Source organism: Streptomyces sp. NPDC001848, assembly GCF_042891915.1.
Taxonomy (GTDB): domain Bacteria; phylum Actinomycetota; class Actinomycetes; order Streptomycetales; family Streptomycetaceae; genus Streptomyces.
Map to the genome: position 1 here is coordinate 441,248 of NZ_JBIATP010000001.1, position 17,710 is coordinate 458,957.

The 17,710-nt window shown below is 71.6% G+C and carries 13 protein-coding genes; 4 read left to right on the plus strand and 9 right to left on the minus strand.

The window, feature by feature from the left end:
• Positions 1 to 54: 54 nt before the first annotated feature.
• Entirely contained in the window at positions 55 to 2,772 is a 2,718-nt protein-coding gene (acnA, locus tag ACFYZJ_RS02035) for an aconitate hydratase AcnA (RefSeq protein ID WP_388561814.1), read from the minus strand.
• A gap of 320 nt (positions 2,773 to 3,092) precedes the next feature.
• On the opposite strand from acnA, the gene ACFYZJ_RS02040 reads away from it, so the two are divergent.
• The gene (locus tag ACFYZJ_RS02040) at positions 3,093 to 4,622 is read left to right on the plus strand and encodes a helix-turn-helix domain-containing protein (protein ID WP_388561816.1); all 1,530 of its coding nucleotides are present in this window, start codon (positions 3,093 to 3,095) and stop codon (positions 4,620 to 4,622) included.
• Positions 4,623 to 4,676: 54 nt separating this feature from the next.
• Here the strand turns inward: ACFYZJ_RS02040 and ACFYZJ_RS02045 are convergent, their stop codons facing one another.
• The 3 genes from ACFYZJ_RS02045 to ACFYZJ_RS02055 all read right to left on the minus strand — a co-directional run bounded on the left by ACFYZJ_RS02045 (position 4,677) and on the right by ACFYZJ_RS02055 (position 6,737).
• Positions 4,677 to 5,105, minus strand: coding sequence for a DUF6299 family protein (locus ACFYZJ_RS02045; RefSeq protein ID WP_388561818.1), 429 nt, complete (start codon positions 5,103 to 5,105; stop codon positions 4,677 to 4,679).
• 109 nt (positions 5,106 to 5,214) lie between these two features.
• Positions 5,215 to 5,613, minus strand: coding sequence for a RidA family protein (locus tag ACFYZJ_RS02050; RefSeq protein ID WP_388561820.1), 399 nt, complete (start codon positions 5,611 to 5,613; stop codon positions 5,215 to 5,217).
• Positions 5,610 to 6,737: an acyl-CoA dehydrogenase family protein gene (locus ACFYZJ_RS02055; RefSeq protein ID WP_388561822.1), complete on the minus strand. Its 1,128-nt coding sequence runs from the start codon at positions 6,735 to 6,737 to the stop codon at positions 5,610 to 5,612. Before ACFYZJ_RS02055 ends, ACFYZJ_RS02050 begins: the two co-directional genes overlap by 4 nt.
• A gap of 135 nt (positions 6,738 to 6,872) precedes the next feature.
• On the opposite strand from ACFYZJ_RS02055, the gene ACFYZJ_RS02060 reads away from it, so the two are divergent.
• Positions 6,873 to 8,624, plus strand: a complete 1,752-nt coding sequence (locus tag ACFYZJ_RS02060; protein WP_388562210.1) for an AMP-binding protein — start codon at positions 6,873 to 6,875, stop codon at positions 8,622 to 8,624.
• 15 nt (positions 8,625 to 8,639) lie between these two features.
• Positions 8,640 to 9,482, plus strand: coding sequence for a PaaX family transcriptional regulator C-terminal domain-containing protein (locus tag ACFYZJ_RS02065; protein ID WP_388561824.1), 843 nt, complete (start codon positions 8,640 to 8,642; stop codon positions 9,480 to 9,482).
• Positions 9,483 to 9,495: 13 nt separating this feature from the next.
• Here the strand turns inward: ACFYZJ_RS02065 and ACFYZJ_RS02070 are convergent, their stop codons facing one another.
• Positions 9,496 to 11,787: a bifunctional salicylyl-CoA 5-hydroxylase/oxidoreductase gene (locus ACFYZJ_RS02070; RefSeq protein ID WP_388561826.1), complete on the minus strand. Its 2,292-nt coding sequence runs from the start codon at positions 11,785 to 11,787 to the stop codon at positions 9,496 to 9,498.
• Positions 11,788 to 11,789: 2 nt separating this feature from the next.
• On the minus strand, positions 11,790 to 12,617 hold the full coding sequence (locus ACFYZJ_RS02075; RefSeq protein ID WP_388561828.1) for an enoyl-CoA hydratase family protein: 828 nt from the start codon (positions 12,615 to 12,617) through the stop codon (positions 11,790 to 11,792).
• Between the two features lie 329 nt (positions 12,618 to 12,946).
• Between ACFYZJ_RS02075 and ACFYZJ_RS02080 the strand changes: the two genes are divergently transcribed.
• A complete protein-coding gene (locus ACFYZJ_RS02080; protein ID WP_388561830.1) occupies positions 12,947 to 13,396 on the plus strand; it encodes an ATP-binding protein in 450 nt (149 codons plus the stop codon).
• Here the strand turns inward: ACFYZJ_RS02080 and ACFYZJ_RS02085 are convergent.
• From ACFYZJ_RS02085 to ACFYZJ_RS02095, 3 genes are all read right to left on the minus strand, one after another.
• Positions 13,356 to 14,810, minus strand: coding sequence for an amino acid permease (locus ACFYZJ_RS02085; RefSeq protein ID WP_388561832.1), 1,455 nt, complete (start codon positions 14,808 to 14,810; stop codon positions 13,356 to 13,358). The two genes, ACFYZJ_RS02080 and ACFYZJ_RS02085, sit on opposite strands and share 41 nt — an antisense overlap.
• Before the next feature lie 190 nt (positions 14,811 to 15,000).
• Positions 15,001 to 16,008 carry an ornithine carbamoyltransferase gene (argF, locus tag ACFYZJ_RS02090; protein ID WP_388561834.1) on the minus strand — a complete coding sequence of 336 codons (1,008 nt, stop codon included), beginning with the start codon at positions 16,006 to 16,008 and terminating at the stop codon, positions 15,001 to 15,003.
• Between the two features lie 109 nt (positions 16,009 to 16,117).
• Complete coding sequence (locus ACFYZJ_RS02095) at positions 16,118 to 17,347, minus strand: arginine deiminase (RefSeq protein WP_388561836.1); 1,230 nt, start codon at positions 17,345 to 17,347, stop codon at positions 16,118 to 16,120.
• Positions 17,348 to 17,710 lie beyond the last annotated feature (363 nt).

A 17,710-nucleotide genomic window follows, 5' to 3' on the forward strand; every position in this document is an offset into this window, starting at 1 on the left:
GGAGGGCCGCACCCCCGGGCGGGGATGCGGCCCTCGACTGCCGTGCCGGATCGCCTACTTGCGGATCAGGCTGCGCAGCACGTACTGCATGATGCCGCCGTTGCGGTAGTAGTCGGCCTCACCGGGGGTGTCGATGCGGACGACCGCGTCGAACTCGACGCCCGTGTCGGTGGTGACCTTGACCGTGCGCGGCGTGGTGCCCTCGTTGAGCTCGGTGACGCCGGTGATGGAGAAGGTCTCCTCGCCGGTCAGGCCGAGGGACTCGGCGGTGGCGCCCTCCGGGAACTGCAGCGGCAGGACGCCCATGCCGATGAGGTTCGAGCGGTGGATGCGCTCGTAGGACTCGGCGATGACGGCCTTGACGCCGAGGAGCGCGGTGCCCTTGGCCGCCCAGTCGCGGGACGAGCCGGAGCCGTACTCCTTGCCGGCCAGGACGACCAGCGGGATGCCGGCGGCCTGGTAGTTCTGCGAGGCGTCGTAGATGAAGGAGACCGGGCCGCCCTCCTGCGTGAAGTCGCGGGTGTAGCCGCCCTCGGTGCCCGGCGCGATCTGGTTGCGCAGGCGGATGTTGGCGAACGTACCGCGGATCATCACCTCGTGGTTGCCGCGACGGGAACCGTAGGAGTTGAAGTCCCGGCGCTCCACACCGTGCTCGGTGAGGTACTTGCCGGCCGGGGTGTCGGCCTTGATCGCACCGGCCGGGGAGATGTGGTCGGTGGTGACCGAGTCGCCCAGCTTGGCGAGCACACGGGCGCCGGTGATGTCCTCGACCGGGGCCGGCTCCATGCCCATGCCCTCGAAGTACGGGGGCTTGCGGACGTAGGTGGACTCCGGGTCCCACTCGAAGGTGTTGCCGGTCGGGACGGGCAGGGACTGCCACTGGGCGTCACCCGCGAAGACGTCGCTGTAGGACTTGGAGAACATGTCCTCGCCGATGGCGTTGGCGACGACGTCGTTGACCTCGGCCTCGGAGGGCCAGATGTCCTTCAGGTAGACCGGGTTGCCGTCCTGGTCGGTGCCGAGCGCGTCCTTGGTGATGTCCACCTTCATGGAGCCCGCGATGGCGTAGGCGACGACCAGCGGCGGGGACGCCAGGTAGTTCATCTTGACGTCGGGGTTGATACGGCCCTCGAAGTTCCGGTTGCCGGAGAGGACCGAGGTGACCGCGAGGTCGTGGTCGTTGACGGCCTTGGAGACCTCCTCCGGCAGCGGGCCGGAGTTGCCGATGCAGGTGGTGCAGCCGTAACCGACCAGGTTGAAGCCGACCTTGTCCAGGTACGGGGTCAGCCCGGCCTTGTCGAAGTAGTCGGTGACGACCTTCGAACCCGGGGCGAGGGTGGTCTTGACCCACGGCTTGCGGGTCAGGCCCTTCTCGACCGCCTTCTTGGCCACCAGGGCGGCGGCGACCATGACGTACGGGTTGGAGGTGTTGGTGCAGGAGGTGATGGCGGCGACGGTGACGGCGCCGTGGTCCAGCTCGTACGTGGTGCCGTCGGGGGCGGTGACCGGGACCGGGTTCGACGGGGCGCCGTTCGGGGCGACGGCCGGGGCGTCGGAGGCAGGGAAGGACTCCTGGCCCGCCTCGTCCACGACGTCGACGTAGTTGCGGACGTCCAGCTTGAACTGCTCGGCGGCGTTCGCGAGGACGATGCGGTCCTGCGGGCGCTTCGGGCCGGCGATCGAGGGGACGACGGTGGACAGGTCCAGCTCGAGCTTCTCGGAGAAGTCCGGCTCGGCCTTCGGGTCCAGCCAGAGGCCCTGCTCCTTGGCGTAGGCCTCGACGAGGGCGACCTGCTGCTCGTTGCGGCCGGTCAGGCGCAGGTAGTTCAGGGTCTCGTCGTCGATCGGGAAGATCGCGGCGGTGGAGCCGAACTCCGGCGACATGTTGCCGATGGTGGCGCGGTTGGCCAGGGAGGTGGCGGCCACGCCCTCGCCGTAGAACTCGACGAACTTGCCGACCACACCGTGCTTGCGCAGCATCTCGGTGATGGTGAGCACCAGGTCGGTGGCGGTGGTGCCGGGCTGCAGCTCGCCGGTGAGCTTGAAGCCGACGACGCGCGGGATGAGCATGGAGACCGGCTGGCCGAGCATGGCGGCCTCGGCCTCGATGCCGCCGACGCCCCAGCCGAGGACGCCGAGGCCGTTGACCATGGTGGTGTGGGAGTCGGTGCCGACGAGCGTGTCCGGGTACGCCTTGCCGTCACGCACCATGACCACACGGGCCAGGTGCTCGATGTTCACCTGGTGGACGATGCCGGTGCCCGGCGGGACGACCTTGAACTCGTCGAAGGCGGTCTGGCCCCAGCGCAGGAACTGGTAGCGCTCCTTGTTGCGGCCGTACTCCAGCTCGACGTTCACCTTGAAGGCGTCGTTCGTGCCGAACTTGTCGGCGATGACGGAGTGGTCGATGACCAGCTCGGCCGGCGCCAGCGGGTTGATCTTGGCCGGGTCGCCGCCCAGCTCCTTGACGGCCTCGCGCATGGTGGCGAGGTCCACGACACAGGGCACGCCGGTGAAGTCCTGCATGATCACGCGGGCCGGCGTGAACTGGATCTCCTGCGACGGCTGGGCCTGGGAGTCCCAGTTGCCGAGGGCGCGGATGTGGTCGGCGGTGATGTTCGCGCCGTCCTCGGTGCGGAGCAGGTTCTCCAGCAGGACCTTGAGGCTGTACGGCAGGCGGGCCGAGCCCTCCACCTTGTCCAGCCGGAAGATCTCGTACGACTCGTCGCCCACCTGCAGCGTGCTGCGGGCGTCGAAGCTGTTCGCCGACACGACAGTCTCCTTCATTGATGTGCGCTACCACCGCAATCCTGCCGCCACGACGGCTCGGCCGATCCGCTAAGGTAAGGCTAAGTCAGGTAACCCTTACCGGAGCGGCCGCTGCGGTGCGCCTCGGCAGATATCTCGATGTCGAGATAACTCTAGTACATGGGGGCGGGAAGGTCATGCGGGGCGGGTCCTCCGGTGCCGGCACGCCGGGCGGCACCGACATGGCCAGGGCCGGACGCCCCTCCCCAGGCACGACTGACGACCATTCACTCGAATGGACCCCCCAGAATGTGTCATCTCATATCTGAGATAACCTCAGTCACATGTCAGACGACTACCTCGCACGCATCGGCAAGCTCATCCGTGTCGCACGCCAGCACCGCGGCCTGACCCAGGCGCAGCTCGCCGAGGCACTCGGTACCAGTCAGAGCGCCGTGAACCGCATCGAGCGCGGCAACCAGAACCTCAGCCTTGAGATGATCGCCCGCATCGGGGACGCCCTGGAAAGCGAGATCGTGTCGCTGGGCTATGCGGGACCCATGCATCTGCGGGTGGTCGGCGGCCGTCGCCTCTCCGGCTCGATCGACGTCAAGACGAGCAAGAACGCCTGCGTGGCGCTGCTGTGCGCCTCGCTGCTCAACAAGGGGCGCACGGTGCTGCGCCGCGTCGCCCGCATCGAGGAGGTGTACCGCCTGCTGGAGGTGCTCACGTCGATCGGTGTGCGGACCCGGTGGATCAACGAGGGGGTCGATCTGGAGATCGTCCCGCCCGCGGACCTCGACCTGGACGCCATCGACGCCGAGGCCGCCCGCCGTACGCGGTCCATCATCATGTTCCTCGGCCCGCTGCTGCACCGCCTCGACCGCTTCAAGCTGCCCTACGCGGGCGGCTGCGACCTCGGGACCCGAACCGTCGAGCCGCACATGATCGCGCTGCGCCGGTTCGGGCTCGACGTCACCGCCACCGAGGGGCTGTACCACGCGGTCGTGGACCGGTCCGTCTCCCCCGGCCGGGCGATCGTGCTGACCGAGCGCGGCGACACCGTGACCGAGAACGCGCTGCTGGCCGCCGCACGGCACAACGGCGTCACGGTCATCCGCAACGCCTCCTCCAACTACATGGTCCAGGACCTGTGCTTCTTCCTCGAGGCGCTCGGCGTCGAGGTCGAGGGCATCGGCACCACCACGCTCACCGTCCACGGCGTGCCGAACATCGACGTGGACGTGGACTACTCCCCCTCGGAGGACCCGGTCGAGGCGATGAGCCTGCTGGCCGCCGCCGTGGTCACCGAGTCGGAGCTGACGGTGCGCCGGGTGCCGATCGAGTTCCTGGAGATCGAGCTCGCGGTGCTGGAGGAGATGGGGCTCGACCACGACCGCACGCCCGAGTACCACGCCGACAACGGCCGTACGCGGCTGGTGGACCTGACCGTGCGGCCCTCCAAGCTGGAGGCGCCGATCGACAAGATCCACCCGATGCCGTTCCCCGGCCTGAACATCGACAACGTTCCGTTCTTCGCGGCCATCGCGGCCGCCGCGCAGGGCAAGACGCTGATCCACGACTGGGTCTACGACAACCGGGCCATCTACCTGACGGACCTCAACCGCCTGGGCGGGCGCCTGCAGTTGCTCGACCCGCACCGCGTGCTGGTCGAGGGCCCGACCCGCTGGCGCGCCGCCGAGATGATGTGCCCGCCGGCGCTCCGGCCCGCGGTGGTCGTCCTGCTGGCGATGATGGCGGCCGAGGGCACGTCCGTGCTGCGCAACGTGTACGTCATCAACCGCGGCTACGAGGACCTGGCGGAGCGGCTGAACTCGGTGGGGGCGCAGATCGAGATCTTCCGGGACATCTGAACGGCCATTGCCGCCGGGTGCCGGCTGACCGGCGCCGGGCGGCATGTCGCCGGGTCAGCCCCTCGCGGTCAGGGTGACGGCCTGCTGCCGGACCGCGCGGAAGCGCGGCAGCGGGAGTTCGGAGCCGCTCAGTTCCATCAGCGTGGCCTCGACGTGCGCGGGGCCCGGGGTGTACGCGCCCCGGCGGGTCTCGGAGTTGGTCCAGCGGTGCTCGGTGCCGTCGCACGCGGCCCGGGTGCCGCCGACGCCGTGCCGGACGTGGGGGTCGCCCTGGGAGATCGAGGAGGACACGAAGACGGGGCCCCCGGTGCCGCCGGTACAGCGGTAGGTGCCGGAGAGGGTGAGCGTGCCGCCGGGCGTGAGGTACCCGGTCGGGTCGACGGTCACCTCGTCGGACGACCGGGAGAGGGCACCCGCGGTGGGCGTGGCGGACAGGAGCAGAGCGGCACCGACGACCGGCCCGGCGACCTGGCGCAGAAGCATGGAAGCACCTCCTGGACTAGGGGGTTCCACAGGTACCGGGAGGCCGCGGCGCGGTTGGTGATCCTCACCCCTTCGGTGGCGAGTCCTCCCACCGGGTCCGGCCCCGGTCCTACGCGAGCGCCGCGAAGCCGTCCAGTTCCACGAGCGCCTGCTCGTCCCACAGGCGGGTGACACCGACGACGGCCATCGCCGGATAGTCACGGCCCGCCAGCCGCCGCCAGATGCGGCCGAGTTCCGGGGCGTGCAGGCGGTAGTCGGCCACGTCTGTGGCGTAGACGGTGACGCGGGCGAGGTCGGCGGGGGTGCCGCCGGCGGCGCGCAGGGCGGTGAGCAGGTTGGCGAGGGCCCGTTCGAACTGTTCGGGGAGTGTGTCGCCGACCACCTTGCCGTCGCCGTCGAGGGCGGTCTGGCCCGCGAGGAAGACCACGCGGGCGCCGGTGGCGACGACCGCGTGCGAGAACCCCCTGGCCGGGGAGAGGGCGGGCGGGTTGACGCGCTCACTGGTCACGGGGCCTCCACGGTGGCGTACAACTCCTTGGCGATGATGCCGCGTTGCACCTCGCTCGCGCCCTCGTAGATCCGGGGTGCGCGCACCTCGCGGTAGAGGTGTTCGAGAAGGTGGCCGCGGCGCAGTGCGCGGGCGCCGTGCAGCTGGACGGCGGTGTCGACGACGTACTGCGCGGTCTCGGTGGCGAGCAGCTTCGCCATGGCGGCCCGCTTGGGGACGTCCGGGGCGCCTGCGTCGTACGCCGTCGCCGCCGCGTAGACCATGAGGCGGGCCGCCTCGGTGCGCAGGGCCATCTCGGCGACCTGGTGGGAGACCGCCTGGAGGTCCTTCAGCCGGCCGTCGAAGGCGCTCCTCGCAGCGGTGTGGGAGAGCGTCGCGTCGAGGGCGGCCTGTGCCATGCCGACCGCGAACGCGCCGACGCTGGGGCGGAAGAGGTTGAGGGTGCCCATGGCGACCCGGAAGCCGCGGTCGGCCTCGCCGAGCAGGTCGTCCCCGGTCACGGGCACCGCGTCGAAGGCGAGCGTGCCGATGGGGTGCGGCGAGAGCATGTCGAGCGGGGAGCCGGTCAGGCCGGGGCGGTCGGCGGGGACGAGGAACGCGGTCACACCGCGGGCGCCCGCGCCGGGCGTGGTGCGGGCGAAGACGGTGTAGACGTCGGCCTCGGGGGCGTTGGAGATCCAGCACTTCTCGCCGGTGAGCCGCCACCGGGAGGGGCCGTCGGGCTCGGCCGCGAGGGACAGCGCCGCGGCGTCCGACCCCGCGTCCGGCTCGGTCAGCGCGAAGGCGGCGACTGTGGTGCCGGCCCGGACGCCGGGCAGCCAGCGGGCGCGCTGGGCCGGTGTCCCGTACGCGTGCACGGGGTGGGCGCCCAGCCCCTGCAGGGCGAGGGCGGTCTCCGCCTCGGTGCAGGCGTGGGCCAGGGACTCCCGCATCAGGCACAGCTCCAGCGCACCGGAGGTGAACAGCCGGTCCAGCAGCCCGAGTCGGCCGAGCTCGGCGACCAGGGCGCGGTTGACGCGGCCGGGCTCGCCCTTCTCGGCGAGCGGGCGCAGCCGCTGCTCGGCCAGGGTGCGCAGTTCGGCACGCCAGGCCAGCTGGGCGGGGTCGAGTGAGAATGCGGTCATGGCCGGTCCCCTCTCCCTGAGGGCCCCTCGGGGCCCGGTGGGCTGCTCACCCGAACGTATCGCGGACCATTGACTGTCGTCACCAAGACGATACGCTCGATGCGCGAGCCCACCACGACAAGGGGGCGAGACGCCATGGACCCGAGGGACGCCACAAGCGTTACGGACACCGCGAGCGCCGGGGACGCCGGGAGCGCCCCGGACACGGCGAGCGTCACGGACACCGCCACCGCCACGGACTCCCCGAGCCGCGCGCCGGCCGAGGATCCGTCACCGGCACCCACCGCCCACCGCGACAGCTTCGCCCGCGACCACCTCCCGCCCCTCGACCAGTGGCCCGAGCTCCGCTTCGATCTGCCCGAGCTGCGCTACCCCGAACGGCTGAACGCCGCGGTGGAACTGCTCGACCACACCGCCTGCGACCGTCCCGCCTTCCGCACGGCGGACGGCCACGTGTGGACGTACGGGCAGCTGCGCACCCGTGTCGACCGCGTCGCGCACGCGCTCACCTCCCGTCTCGGTGTTCTCCCCGGCCACCGGGTCCTGCTGCGCGGCCCCACCACCCCCTGGCTCGCCGCCTGCTGGCTCGCGGTCCTCAAGGCGGGCGCGATCGCCGTCACCGTGCTCGCCCAGCAGCGCCCGCACGAGCTGCGCACGATGTGCGACATCGCGCGGGTCCACCACGCCCTGTGTGACGTCCGCGTGATCGACGACCTGGTGAAGGCCGATGTTCCCGGGCTGCGCATCACCCCCTACGGCGGCGACACCTCCGACGACCTGTGGCGCCTGCCGGTGCCCGAGGAGCCGTACGCGCCGGTGGACACGGCGGCCGACGACGTGGCGCTGATCGCCTTCACCTCCGGCACCACGGGCCGCCCCAAGGGGTGCATGCACTTCCACCGCGACGTGCTGGCGATCGCCGACACCTTCTCCAAGCACATCCTCAGGCCCCGACCCGACGACGTCTTCGCGGGCAGTCCCCCGCTCGGCTTCACCTTCGGGCTCGGCGGACTCGTCGTCTTCCCGCTGCGGGCCGGCGCCAGTGCCTTACTGCTCGAACAGGCGGGTCCCAGACAGCTGTTGCCCGCGATCGCCGAGCACCGGGTCTCGGTGCTGTTCACCGCGCCGACCGCCTACCGGGCGATGCTGGACGAGCTGGACGGGTACGACACGACCTCGCTGCGGCGCTGTGTGTCGGCCGGCGAGAACCTTCCCGAGGCCACCTGGCGGGCCTGGCACGAGCGCACCGGTCTGCGCATCGTCAACGGCATCGGCGCCACCGAGCTGCTGCACATCTTCATCTCCGCCGCGGACGACCGGATCCGGCCGGGAACGACGGGGCTCCCGGTCCCGGGCTGGCACGCGCGCGTGCAGGACGCGAACGGGGTGCCCGTACCGGACGGCGAGCCCGGACTGCTCGCGGTGCGCGGACCGGTCGGCTGCCGCTATCTCGCCGATCCACGGCAGCGGGAGTACGTCCGGGGCGGCTGGAACATCACCGGGGACACCTATGTCCGCGAGCCCGGCGGCTACTTCCGTTATGTGGCCCGCGCCGACGACATGATCATCTCCGCCGGGTACAACATCGCCGGCCCCGAGGTCGAGGACGCCCTGCTGCGCCACCCGGACGTGGTCGAGACGGCGGTCGTCGGGCGGCCCGACGAGGCGCGCGGGCAGGTCGTGGTGGCGTACACCGTCCTCAGGCAGGGCGCGCGCCGCGACCCGGAGGCGCTGCGCGCGTTCCTGACGTCGGAGCTGGCGCCCTACAAGTGCCCGCGCGAGTTCGTCTTCCTGGACGCGCTGCCGCGCACGGCGACGGGCAAGCTCCAGCGGTTCCGGCTGCGCGCGGACGTCAACCCGGTGACCCCGCGAGGTGATCATGAGTGACGCCGACGATCTAAAGTGATCAACGTGTCCGATCAGCACGCCCAGCACGCCCCGCGGTCCCTCATCGTCACGTTCTACGGTGCCTACGGCCGCTTCGTCCCCGGCCCGGTCCCGGTGGCCGAGCTGATCCGGCTGCTCGCCGCGGTCGGCGTGGACGCCCCCTCCGTACGGTCGTCGGTGTCGCGGCTGAAACGGCGCGGACTGCTGGTGCCGGAGCGCACGGCCACGGGCGCGGCCGGCTATGCGCTGTCGCCGGACGCACGGCAGCTGCTTCAGGACGGCGACCGGCGGGTGTACGCGACGGCGCCCCCGAAGGACGAGGGCTGGGTGCTGGCCGTGTTCTCGGTGCCGGAGTCGGAACGGCAGAAGCGGCATCTGCTGCGCTCCCGGCTCGCCGGACTCGGCTTCGGCACCGCGGCCCCCGGGGTGTGGATCGCCCCCGCACGCCTGTACCAGGAGACCCGGCACACCCTGGAGCGGCTGCACCTGGACGCGTACGTGGACTTCTTCCGCGGGGAACACCTCGGCTTCGTACCGACCGCTCAGGCCGTGGGCCGCTGGTGGGACCTGGCCGCGATCGCCAAGCAGCACGAGGCGTTCCTCGACCGCCACGCGCGCGTGCTGCGCGACTGGGAGTCCCGTGAGGACACGCCGCCCGAGGAGGCGTACCGCGACTATCTGCTCGCCCTGGACTCCTGGCGCCATCTGCCCTACGCCGACCCCGGTCTGCCGCCCGGCCTGCTGCCCGCGAACTGGCCGGGCGCCCGCTCGGCGGCGGTCTTCCGGGCACTGCACGAGCGGCTGCGGGACGCGGGGGCGGTGTTCGCGGGCGTGGCGGATCCGCCGCAGGTGCCGTAGGCGCCTTCAGGCCTCAACTCCCCAGCGCCAGACGTGGTTTCGGGGCGTCGGTGCGGCCGGTGTTGGGGCGCCGGCTGCCCGCCCGGTAGGGCGCGGGCCACACCGCGCCGGGCCCGCTGTAGCCCTGTTCGGCCGCCGCGTGCAGGATCCAGTGCGGGTCGTACAGGTGCGGCCGGGCCAGGGCGCACAGATCGGTCCGGCCTGCCAGGATCAGCGAGTTGACGTCGTCCCAGGAGGAGATGGCGCCCACCGCGATCACCGGGACACCGGCCTCGTGGCGGATCCGGTCGGCGTACGGCGTCTGGTACGAGCGCCCGAACGCCGGCTTCTCCTCGGCCACCACCTGCCCGGTCGAGACGTCGATCGCGTCGGCGCCGTGCGCGGCGAACGCGCGGGCGATCTCGACGGCATCCTCGGCCGTGGTGCCGCCCTCGGCCCAGTCGGTAGCCGAGATCCGTACGGTCATGGGCCGCTCCTCGGGCCACACCGCCCGTACGGCGTCGAAGACCTCGAGCGGGAAGCGGAGCCGCCCGGCGAGCGAGCCGCCGTAGGCGTCGGTGCGGCGGTTGGTGAGCGGGGAGAGGAAACCGGAGAGCAGATAGCCGTGGGCGCAGTGGAGTTCGATCAGGTCGAAGCCGGAGCGGGCGGCGCGCAGGGCGGCGGACGCGAACTGTTCGCGGATGTCGGTCAGTTGGGCGCGGGAGAGCTCGCGCGGTGTCTGGCTGCCCGGCTTGTACGGGATGGGGGAGGCGGCGAGGAGCGGCCAGTTGTCCTCCTGAAGGGGCTCGTCCATGCCCTCCCACATCAGCTTCGTGGACCCCTTGCGTCCGCTGTGCCCGAGCTGCACGCCGATCGCGGTGCCCGGCGCCTGGCTGTGCACGAAGTCGGTGATCCGCCGCCACGCCTCGGCCTGCCGACCGGTGTAGAGGCCGGCGCAGCCCGGGGTGATGCGGCCCTCCGGGCTCACGCACACCATCTCGGTCATCACCAGACCCGCCCCGCCGAGCGCCCGTGCGCCCAGGTGGACGAGGTGGAAGTCGCCGGGGACGCCGTCCACGGCGGAGTACATGTCCATCGGCGAGACCACGACCCGGTTGCGCAGGGTGAGGCCGCGCAGCCGGAAGGGGGTGAACATCGGGGGTGTGCCGGGCGGGCAGCCGAACTCGCGCTCGACTGACTCGGTGAAGCGCGCGTCGCGCAGCCGCAGGTTGTCGTGGGTGACGCGGCGGCTTCGGGTGAGCAGGTTGAAGGCGAACTGACGGGGCGGCTGGTCGAGGTACAGCCGAAGGTTCTCGAACCACTCCAGGCTGGCCCGGGCCGCGCGCTGCGTGGAGGCGACCACCGGGCGCCGTTCCTCCTCGTAGGCGGCCAGCGCCTCGGGCAGTGAGGGGTGCTCCTCCAGGCAGGCGACCAGGGCGAGTGCGTCCTCCACCGCGAGCTTCGTACCGGAGCCGATGGAGAAGTGCGCGGTGTGCGCGGCGTCGCCGAGGAGGACCAGGTTGCCGTACGACCAGTGCTCGGTGACGACCGTGCGGAAGGTGGTCCAGGTGGAGTTGTTGGAGCGCAGGGGTCGGCCACGGAGGGCGTCCGCGAAGATCTTGGCGCAGCGCTCGATGGTCTCGACGGTGTCCAGCTCCGCGAACCCGGCCGCGTGCCACACCTCCTCGCGCATCTCCACGATGACGGTCGATGCGTCTGCACTGTAGGGGTAGCCGTGCAACTGCATCACGCCGTGCTCGGTCTCGGCGATCTCGAAGCGGAACGCGTCGAAGGGGAAGTCGGCGGCGAGCCAGATGTACCGGCAGCGGTGCTCCTCGACCGAGGGCCGGAACACCTCGGCGTACGCCTGCCGGGTACCGCTGTGCACCCCGTCGGCGGCGATGACGAGGTCGTTCGCCTCCAAGAGCCGGGCCGGGTGCGGGGCCTTGGTGCGAAAGCGCAGGTCGACGCCGAGTGCGCGGCAGCGCTCGTGCAGGATCTGAAGGAGCCGCCGCCTGCCGAGCGCGGCGAAACCATGGCCCCCGGAGGTGTGGCGCACGCCCCGGTGCACGATGTCGATGTCGTCCCACCGTACGAACTCGTCCTTCAGCGCGGCGTACACCACCGGGTCGGCGTGCTCGATGCCGCCGAGGGTCTCGTCGGACAGGACGACACCGAACCCGAACGTGTCGTCGGGCGCGTTCCGCTCCCAGACGGTGACCTCGCGGGCGGGATCGAGCCGTTTGAGCAGGGCGGCGGCGTAGAGTCCTCCGGGACCGCCGCCGATGACCGCCACGCGCAGCGGCCGCCCTCCGGTGCGGGTCATGGTCACCTCCCCCGCCACTTCGGTGCCCGTTTCTCCGAGAACGCCGCGTGGAACTCCGCGTAGTCCTCGCTGTTCATCAACAGGGCCTGGGTCGCCGCGTCCAGTTCGACCGATGCCGCGAGCGGCATGTCCAGTTCGGCCGTGAGGAGGGCCTTGGTCTGGGCGTACGCCAGCGCCGGGCCGTCGGCGAGGCGGCGGGCCAGCGCGTTCGCCGCCGCGTCGGCGCCGCCCTCCTCCGTCAGCTCGCTGATCAGGCCGATCCGCTCGGCCTCGGCCGCCCGCACCGGCTCGCCCAGCATGAGCAGCCGGGTCGCGTGGCCCAGCCCGACCACCCGGGGCAGCAGATAAGCGGCGCCCATGTCGCCGCCCGACAGCCCGACCCTGGTGAAGAGGAACTGGAAGCGCGCGGTGGGGTCCGCGACGCGGAAGTCCGCGGCCAGGGCGAGGACGGCGCCCGCGCCCGCGGCCACCCCGTGCACCGCCGCGATCACCGGGAACGGGCACTCCCGCAGGGCCCGTACGACCTGCCCGGTCATCCGGTTGAAGTCGAGCAACTGGGCGGCGTCCATGGACAGCGTGGCGCCGATGATCTCGTCCACGTCGCCGCCCGAACAGAAGCCGCGCCCCTCGCCGCCCAGGACCAGGGCGCGCACGGACTTCTCCCGGGACAGCTCGGCGAGCAGGTCGCGCAGGTCGGCGTAGGCGCCGAAGGTGAGCGCGTTGAGTCTTCCGGGGCGGGCCAGGGTGACCGTGGCGACCCCGTTGTCGTGGACGCAGCGCACATGGCGCCAGTCCAAGGTGCGGGCGGCGGAGCCGGTGAAGGGACTCATACGTGCGGCCTCCTCGGACGGGGGCGGCGGTCCTCGCTGCTGCTCTGCCATGAAGTTATCACCGATCTGTGACTGTCGTCATGTGTACGCGATACGGGTACGCGATACGGGCGCGCGATACGACACAAGCCCGACCGGGCGACCCGACCAGGGCTGTCACACCTTCTCGACAGGCCGGTAACGGCTGGCACCGCTCTGCGGGGCGGGGGCGTCGGTACGGGTGGGCAGCCCGGTGCCGGGGCCGACGACGCCCCCGGCGAAACCCGCCGACCGCCCCGCAGGGGGCGGCCCGTACGATGCCCCTTGTCGACAGCAGGACCGCCTGCGCCATGAACGGACCCGCCTTGTACCGAACCCCCGCACTCGCCTCCTGGCGCATCGCCCTGCCGCACACCACCGCCGCCGTGCCCGTCGCCCGCGCCCTGGTCCGTACGGCACTGGCGGAGCTGGAGCACGCGGCCGACAGCGACACCGCGGAGCTGCTGACCGCGGAGCTGGTCGCGAACGCCGTGGAGCACGCCGCGGGGAACGGGCCGATCGAACTGGTCGTGGAGCTGCTGCCGACGGGCTGCACAGTGGAGGTGCACGACCCGGACCCGGTGCCGCCCGGCAACCTCACCCACCCGGTCCCGGTGGCCCCCGACCCCTGGCAGGAGCACGGCCGGGGACTCCTGCTGATCCGCAGCCTCAGCTCGTCCTGCGGGCACCGCCCCACCGAGTCCGGCAAGGCGGTGTGGTTCAGACTGCCTGCGGTTCCCGCTCAGCGGCGTCCGCGGTGACGGCACCGGCCGTGAGCCGGGAGTGCCGGCGCCCGTAGAGCGCGTACACGAGGGACCCGACGGCGAGGAACGCCGCGAACTGCACCCAGGTCGCCCAGCCCGTCTCGTACATCAGGTACAGGCAGAAGCCGACGCCGAGCAGCGGCATCACGGGGTAGAGCGGCACGCGGAAGCTGCGGGCGAGGCCCGGTTCACGGCGGCGCAGGGCGATCACGGCCACATTGACCACCGCCATGATGGCGAGCGTGCCGATGGTGCACAGGTTGACCACCGAGTCCAGTGAGGCGAAGGCCGCCGGGATCGCGAAGACGATCGCGACGATCAGGGTGCCGCTGACCGGCGTGGAGGTCCTCGGCGAGACCCGCTCGAAGACGCGCGGGACGAGTCCGTCGCGCGCCATGGACATCAGGATGCGGGTCTGGCCGTACATCACGGCGAGCACCACCGAGGCGATGGCGACGACCGCGCCGAAGGCGATGACACCGCCGCCGACCGTGGAGCCGGTGACCTGGTTGACGACGTACGACAGCGCGGCGGGCCGGCCGCCGACACCGGGCCCGCCGATGGCGCCGATCGCGGCCAGCGCGACCGCGCAGTACAGCAGGGTGACGAGTGCCATGCACAGCAGGATGGCGACCGGGATGTCGCGCCGCGGGTTCCGGGCCTCCTCGCCGGCGGTGGTGATCGCGTCGAAGCCGATGTAGGAGAAGAAGGCGGCCGTGGTGCCCGCGCCGATGCCACCGAGGCCGGCCGGCGCGAACGGGGTCAGGTTGCCGTGTTTGAACGCGGTGAAGCCGATGGCGCAGAAGGCCACCAGGATGGCGAGCTTGAGGACGGCCATGGCGGCGGTGGCCCGGGCGCTCTCGCGCACGCCGCGTACGAGGAGCACGCAGGCCAGGGCGATGACGATCACGGCCGGCAGGTTGACGAACCCGCCGTCGCCCGGCCCGGCGGAGAGCGCGGCGGGCAGTTGCCATCCGGTGAGGCTGTGCAGCAGCTCGTTGACGTACTGGCTCCAGCCGACCGCGACGGCCGACACGGACACGCCGTACTCCAGCAGCAGGCACCAGCCGACGAGGAAGGCCGTGCCCTCGCCGAGCCCGGCGTAGGCGAAGGAGTACGAGGACCCGGAGACCGGGATGGCGCCGCCCAGCTCGGCGAACGCGAACGCGGTGAACACGCAGGTCAGCGCGGCGAGCACAAAGGAGACGACGACGGCGGGCCCGGCCTGGGCGACCGAGTCGGACAGTCCGACGAAGATGCCGGTGCCGACGATCGCGCCGACACCGAAGCAGAGGAGCTGGAACAGGCCCATGTGGCGCTTGAGGCCGTGCCCGGCGAGATCGGTGCCGGCCTCGGCGACGAGCCGTTCGGGGGACTTGATGCGAAAGGGGTTGGCGGGACTGCCGGGCATACGGGTGGTGCTCTTTTCAGTGGTGGGGTGCGACCGGGTGGGCCGCTCGACGGGCGCGGAATGGATGGTTCCGGGTCCGTCGGGGATCGTACGGGAGGGTGCGGGGCGCGCGCAGTGGCCGCGGTCGCAGCCTGCCGCTCGGGCGAGGGTTCCGGCCAGGATGAAGTTCCCGGTCAGGCGGGGGTTCCGGTCAGGCGAGGGTCGCGACGAGGACCGCCTTGATGGTGTGCATCCGGTTCTCCGCCTCGTCGAACACGACGGAGTGCTCGGACTCGAAGACCTCGTCGGTGACCTCCAGCTCGCTCAGCCCGTGCCGCTCGTGGATCTCGCGGCCGACGGCGGTGCCGAGGTCGTGGAAGGCCGGCAGGCAGTGCAGGAACCTCACGTCGTCGTTGCCGGTGGCGCGCAGCACGTCCATGGTCACCGCGTACGGGCCGAGCAGCGCGATGCGCTCGTCCCAGACCTCCTTGGGCTCCCCCATGGACACCCACACATCGGTGGCGATGAAGTCGGCGCCGCGCACGCCCTCCTTGACGTCCTCGGTGAGCGTGATCCGCGCGCCGGAGTCCTCGGCGAGCCGCTGGGCCGCCTCGACGACGGCCTGGTCCGGCCACAGCACCCGGGGCCCGACGATGCGGACGTCCATTCCGAGCAGGGCGCCGGTGACCAGGTAGGAGTTGCCCATGTTGTTGCGGGCGTCGCCCAGATAGGCGTAGGCGATCTCGGTCAGCGGCTTGACGGAGTGCTCGGTCATGGTGAGCACGTCGGCGAGCATCTGGGTGGGGTGCCACTCGTCGGTGAGGCCGTTGTAGACGGGGACGCCGGCGTGCGCGGCCAGTTCCTCGACGATCTCCTGCCCGTGCCCGCGGTACTCGATGGCGTCGAACATCCGGCCGAGCACGCGGGCGGTGTCCTTGACGGACTCCTTGTGCCCGATCTGAGAGCCCGCGGGGTCCAGGTAGGTGGTGTGGGCGCCCTGGTCGGCGGCGGCCACCTCGAACGCGCAGCGCGTCCGCGTCGAGGTCTTCTCGAAGACGAGCGCGATGCTCTTACCCGTGAGGTACCGCGTCTCGGCCCCGGCCTTCTTGGCCGCCTTCAGCTCGGTGGCCAGCTCGATCAGACCACGGAACTCCTCGGCGGTGAAGTCCAGCTCCTTGAGGAAGTGGCGTCCGGCGAGGGCGGTCGGGACTGTCGCCATGGGGCGCTCCAGAAGTACGGGGGGACGGGACGAACACGGCAACGAACACGGGAACGGATGGAAGTCTATACGACACTCCACATTTCTATACGACGGGGTACAGGGCCGTTCACGCTCCCACGCGCTCCCTCTCCACCGGACAGCTCATGCACCGGGGCCCACCCCGTCCCCTCCCCAGCTCGCTCCCCGGAATCTCGATCACTTCGATCCCCCGCCTGCGCAGATGCGTGTTGGTAGTGGAGTTCCGCTCGTAGGCGATGACGACCCCCGGCTCCACCGCGAGGACGTTGCACCCGTCGTCCCACTGCTCCCGTTCGGCCGCGTGCACGTCCTGCGTGGCGGTCAGCACCCGGATCTCGCTGAGCCCGAGCGCCGCGGCGATCGCCCGGTGCATGTGCTCCGGCGGATGATCGGTGACCTTCAGCTCCTTGTCCCCGGCACCTGGCTCGATCGTGTAGGAGCGGAGCATGCCGAGCCCGGCGTACTGGGTGAACGTGTCGCCGTCGACCATGGTCATCACCGTGTCGAGGTGCATGAACGCGCGGCTCTTCGGCATGTCGAGTGCGACGATCGTGCGGGCCGACCCGGCGGCGAAGAGCTTGTGGGCGAGCATCTCGACCGCCTGGGGCGTGGTGCGCTCGCTCATCCCGATGAGCACCGCGCCGTTGCCGATGACCAGCACGTCACCGCCCTCGATGGTGGACGGGTAGTCGGCCTGCCCCTCGGACCAGAGATGGAAGTCCTCGTCACGGAAGAGCGGGTGGTGCCGGTAGATCGCCTCGAAGTGGACGGTCTCGCGCTGTCGCGCGGGCCAACGCATGGCGTTGATGGAGACGCCGTCGTAGATCCAGGCGGAGGTGTCACGGGTGAACAGATGGTTGGGCAGGGGCGGCAGCAGGAAGTCGTCGAGGTCCATCACATGGAACCGCACGGAGGTCGGCTCCGGGTACACCGTGAGGAACTCCCGCTTGGTCATGCCGCCGACCAGGGCCTCGGCGAGTGCCCCGGCAGGCAGCGCCTCGAAGGCGGCGCGGAGGTGGTCGGTGGCGAGCGGCCCGTACTCCTTCTCGTCGAAGACCCGGTCCAGGACGAGCGTGCGGGCCGCCGGGATCCGCAGGACGTCGGTGAGCAGGTCACCGAAGAGGTGGACGGCGACCCCTCGGTCGCGCAGCACGTCGGCGAACCCGTCGTGCTCGGCGCGCGCCCGGCGCACCCAGAGCACGTCGTCGAAGAGGAGCGCGTCCTTGTTGCTGGGGGTGAGCCTTTTGAGCTCGAGATCGGGCCGGTGCAGGATGACGCGCCGCAGACGCCCGGCCTCGGAGTCGACGTGGAGTCCCATGCCTCCATCCTGACCATTCGGGCACGCGTTCACCCCTTGTTCGCGCCGAATCGGGCGGATACCGATTCGGGCCCACCGGTCCGAGGCCCGAGGTCAGCCGTGCGGCGGCCGCCGCACGGCGTGGCGGCCGGCGGCCGGGGCCGACTCCCCGGCGCACGGCGTCGCGGGGCGTCGCGGGGCGTCGCGGGGCGGGACCGGGACTGGGGCGGGACGGGGCGGGACGGGACGGGACCGGGGCGGGACCGGGGCGGGACCGGGACCGGGGCGGGGCTGGGGCGGGACCGGGACTGGGGCGGGGCTGGGGCGGGACGGGACTGGGGCGGGGCTGGGGCGGGACCGCAACGGGGCTGGGGCGGGACCGGG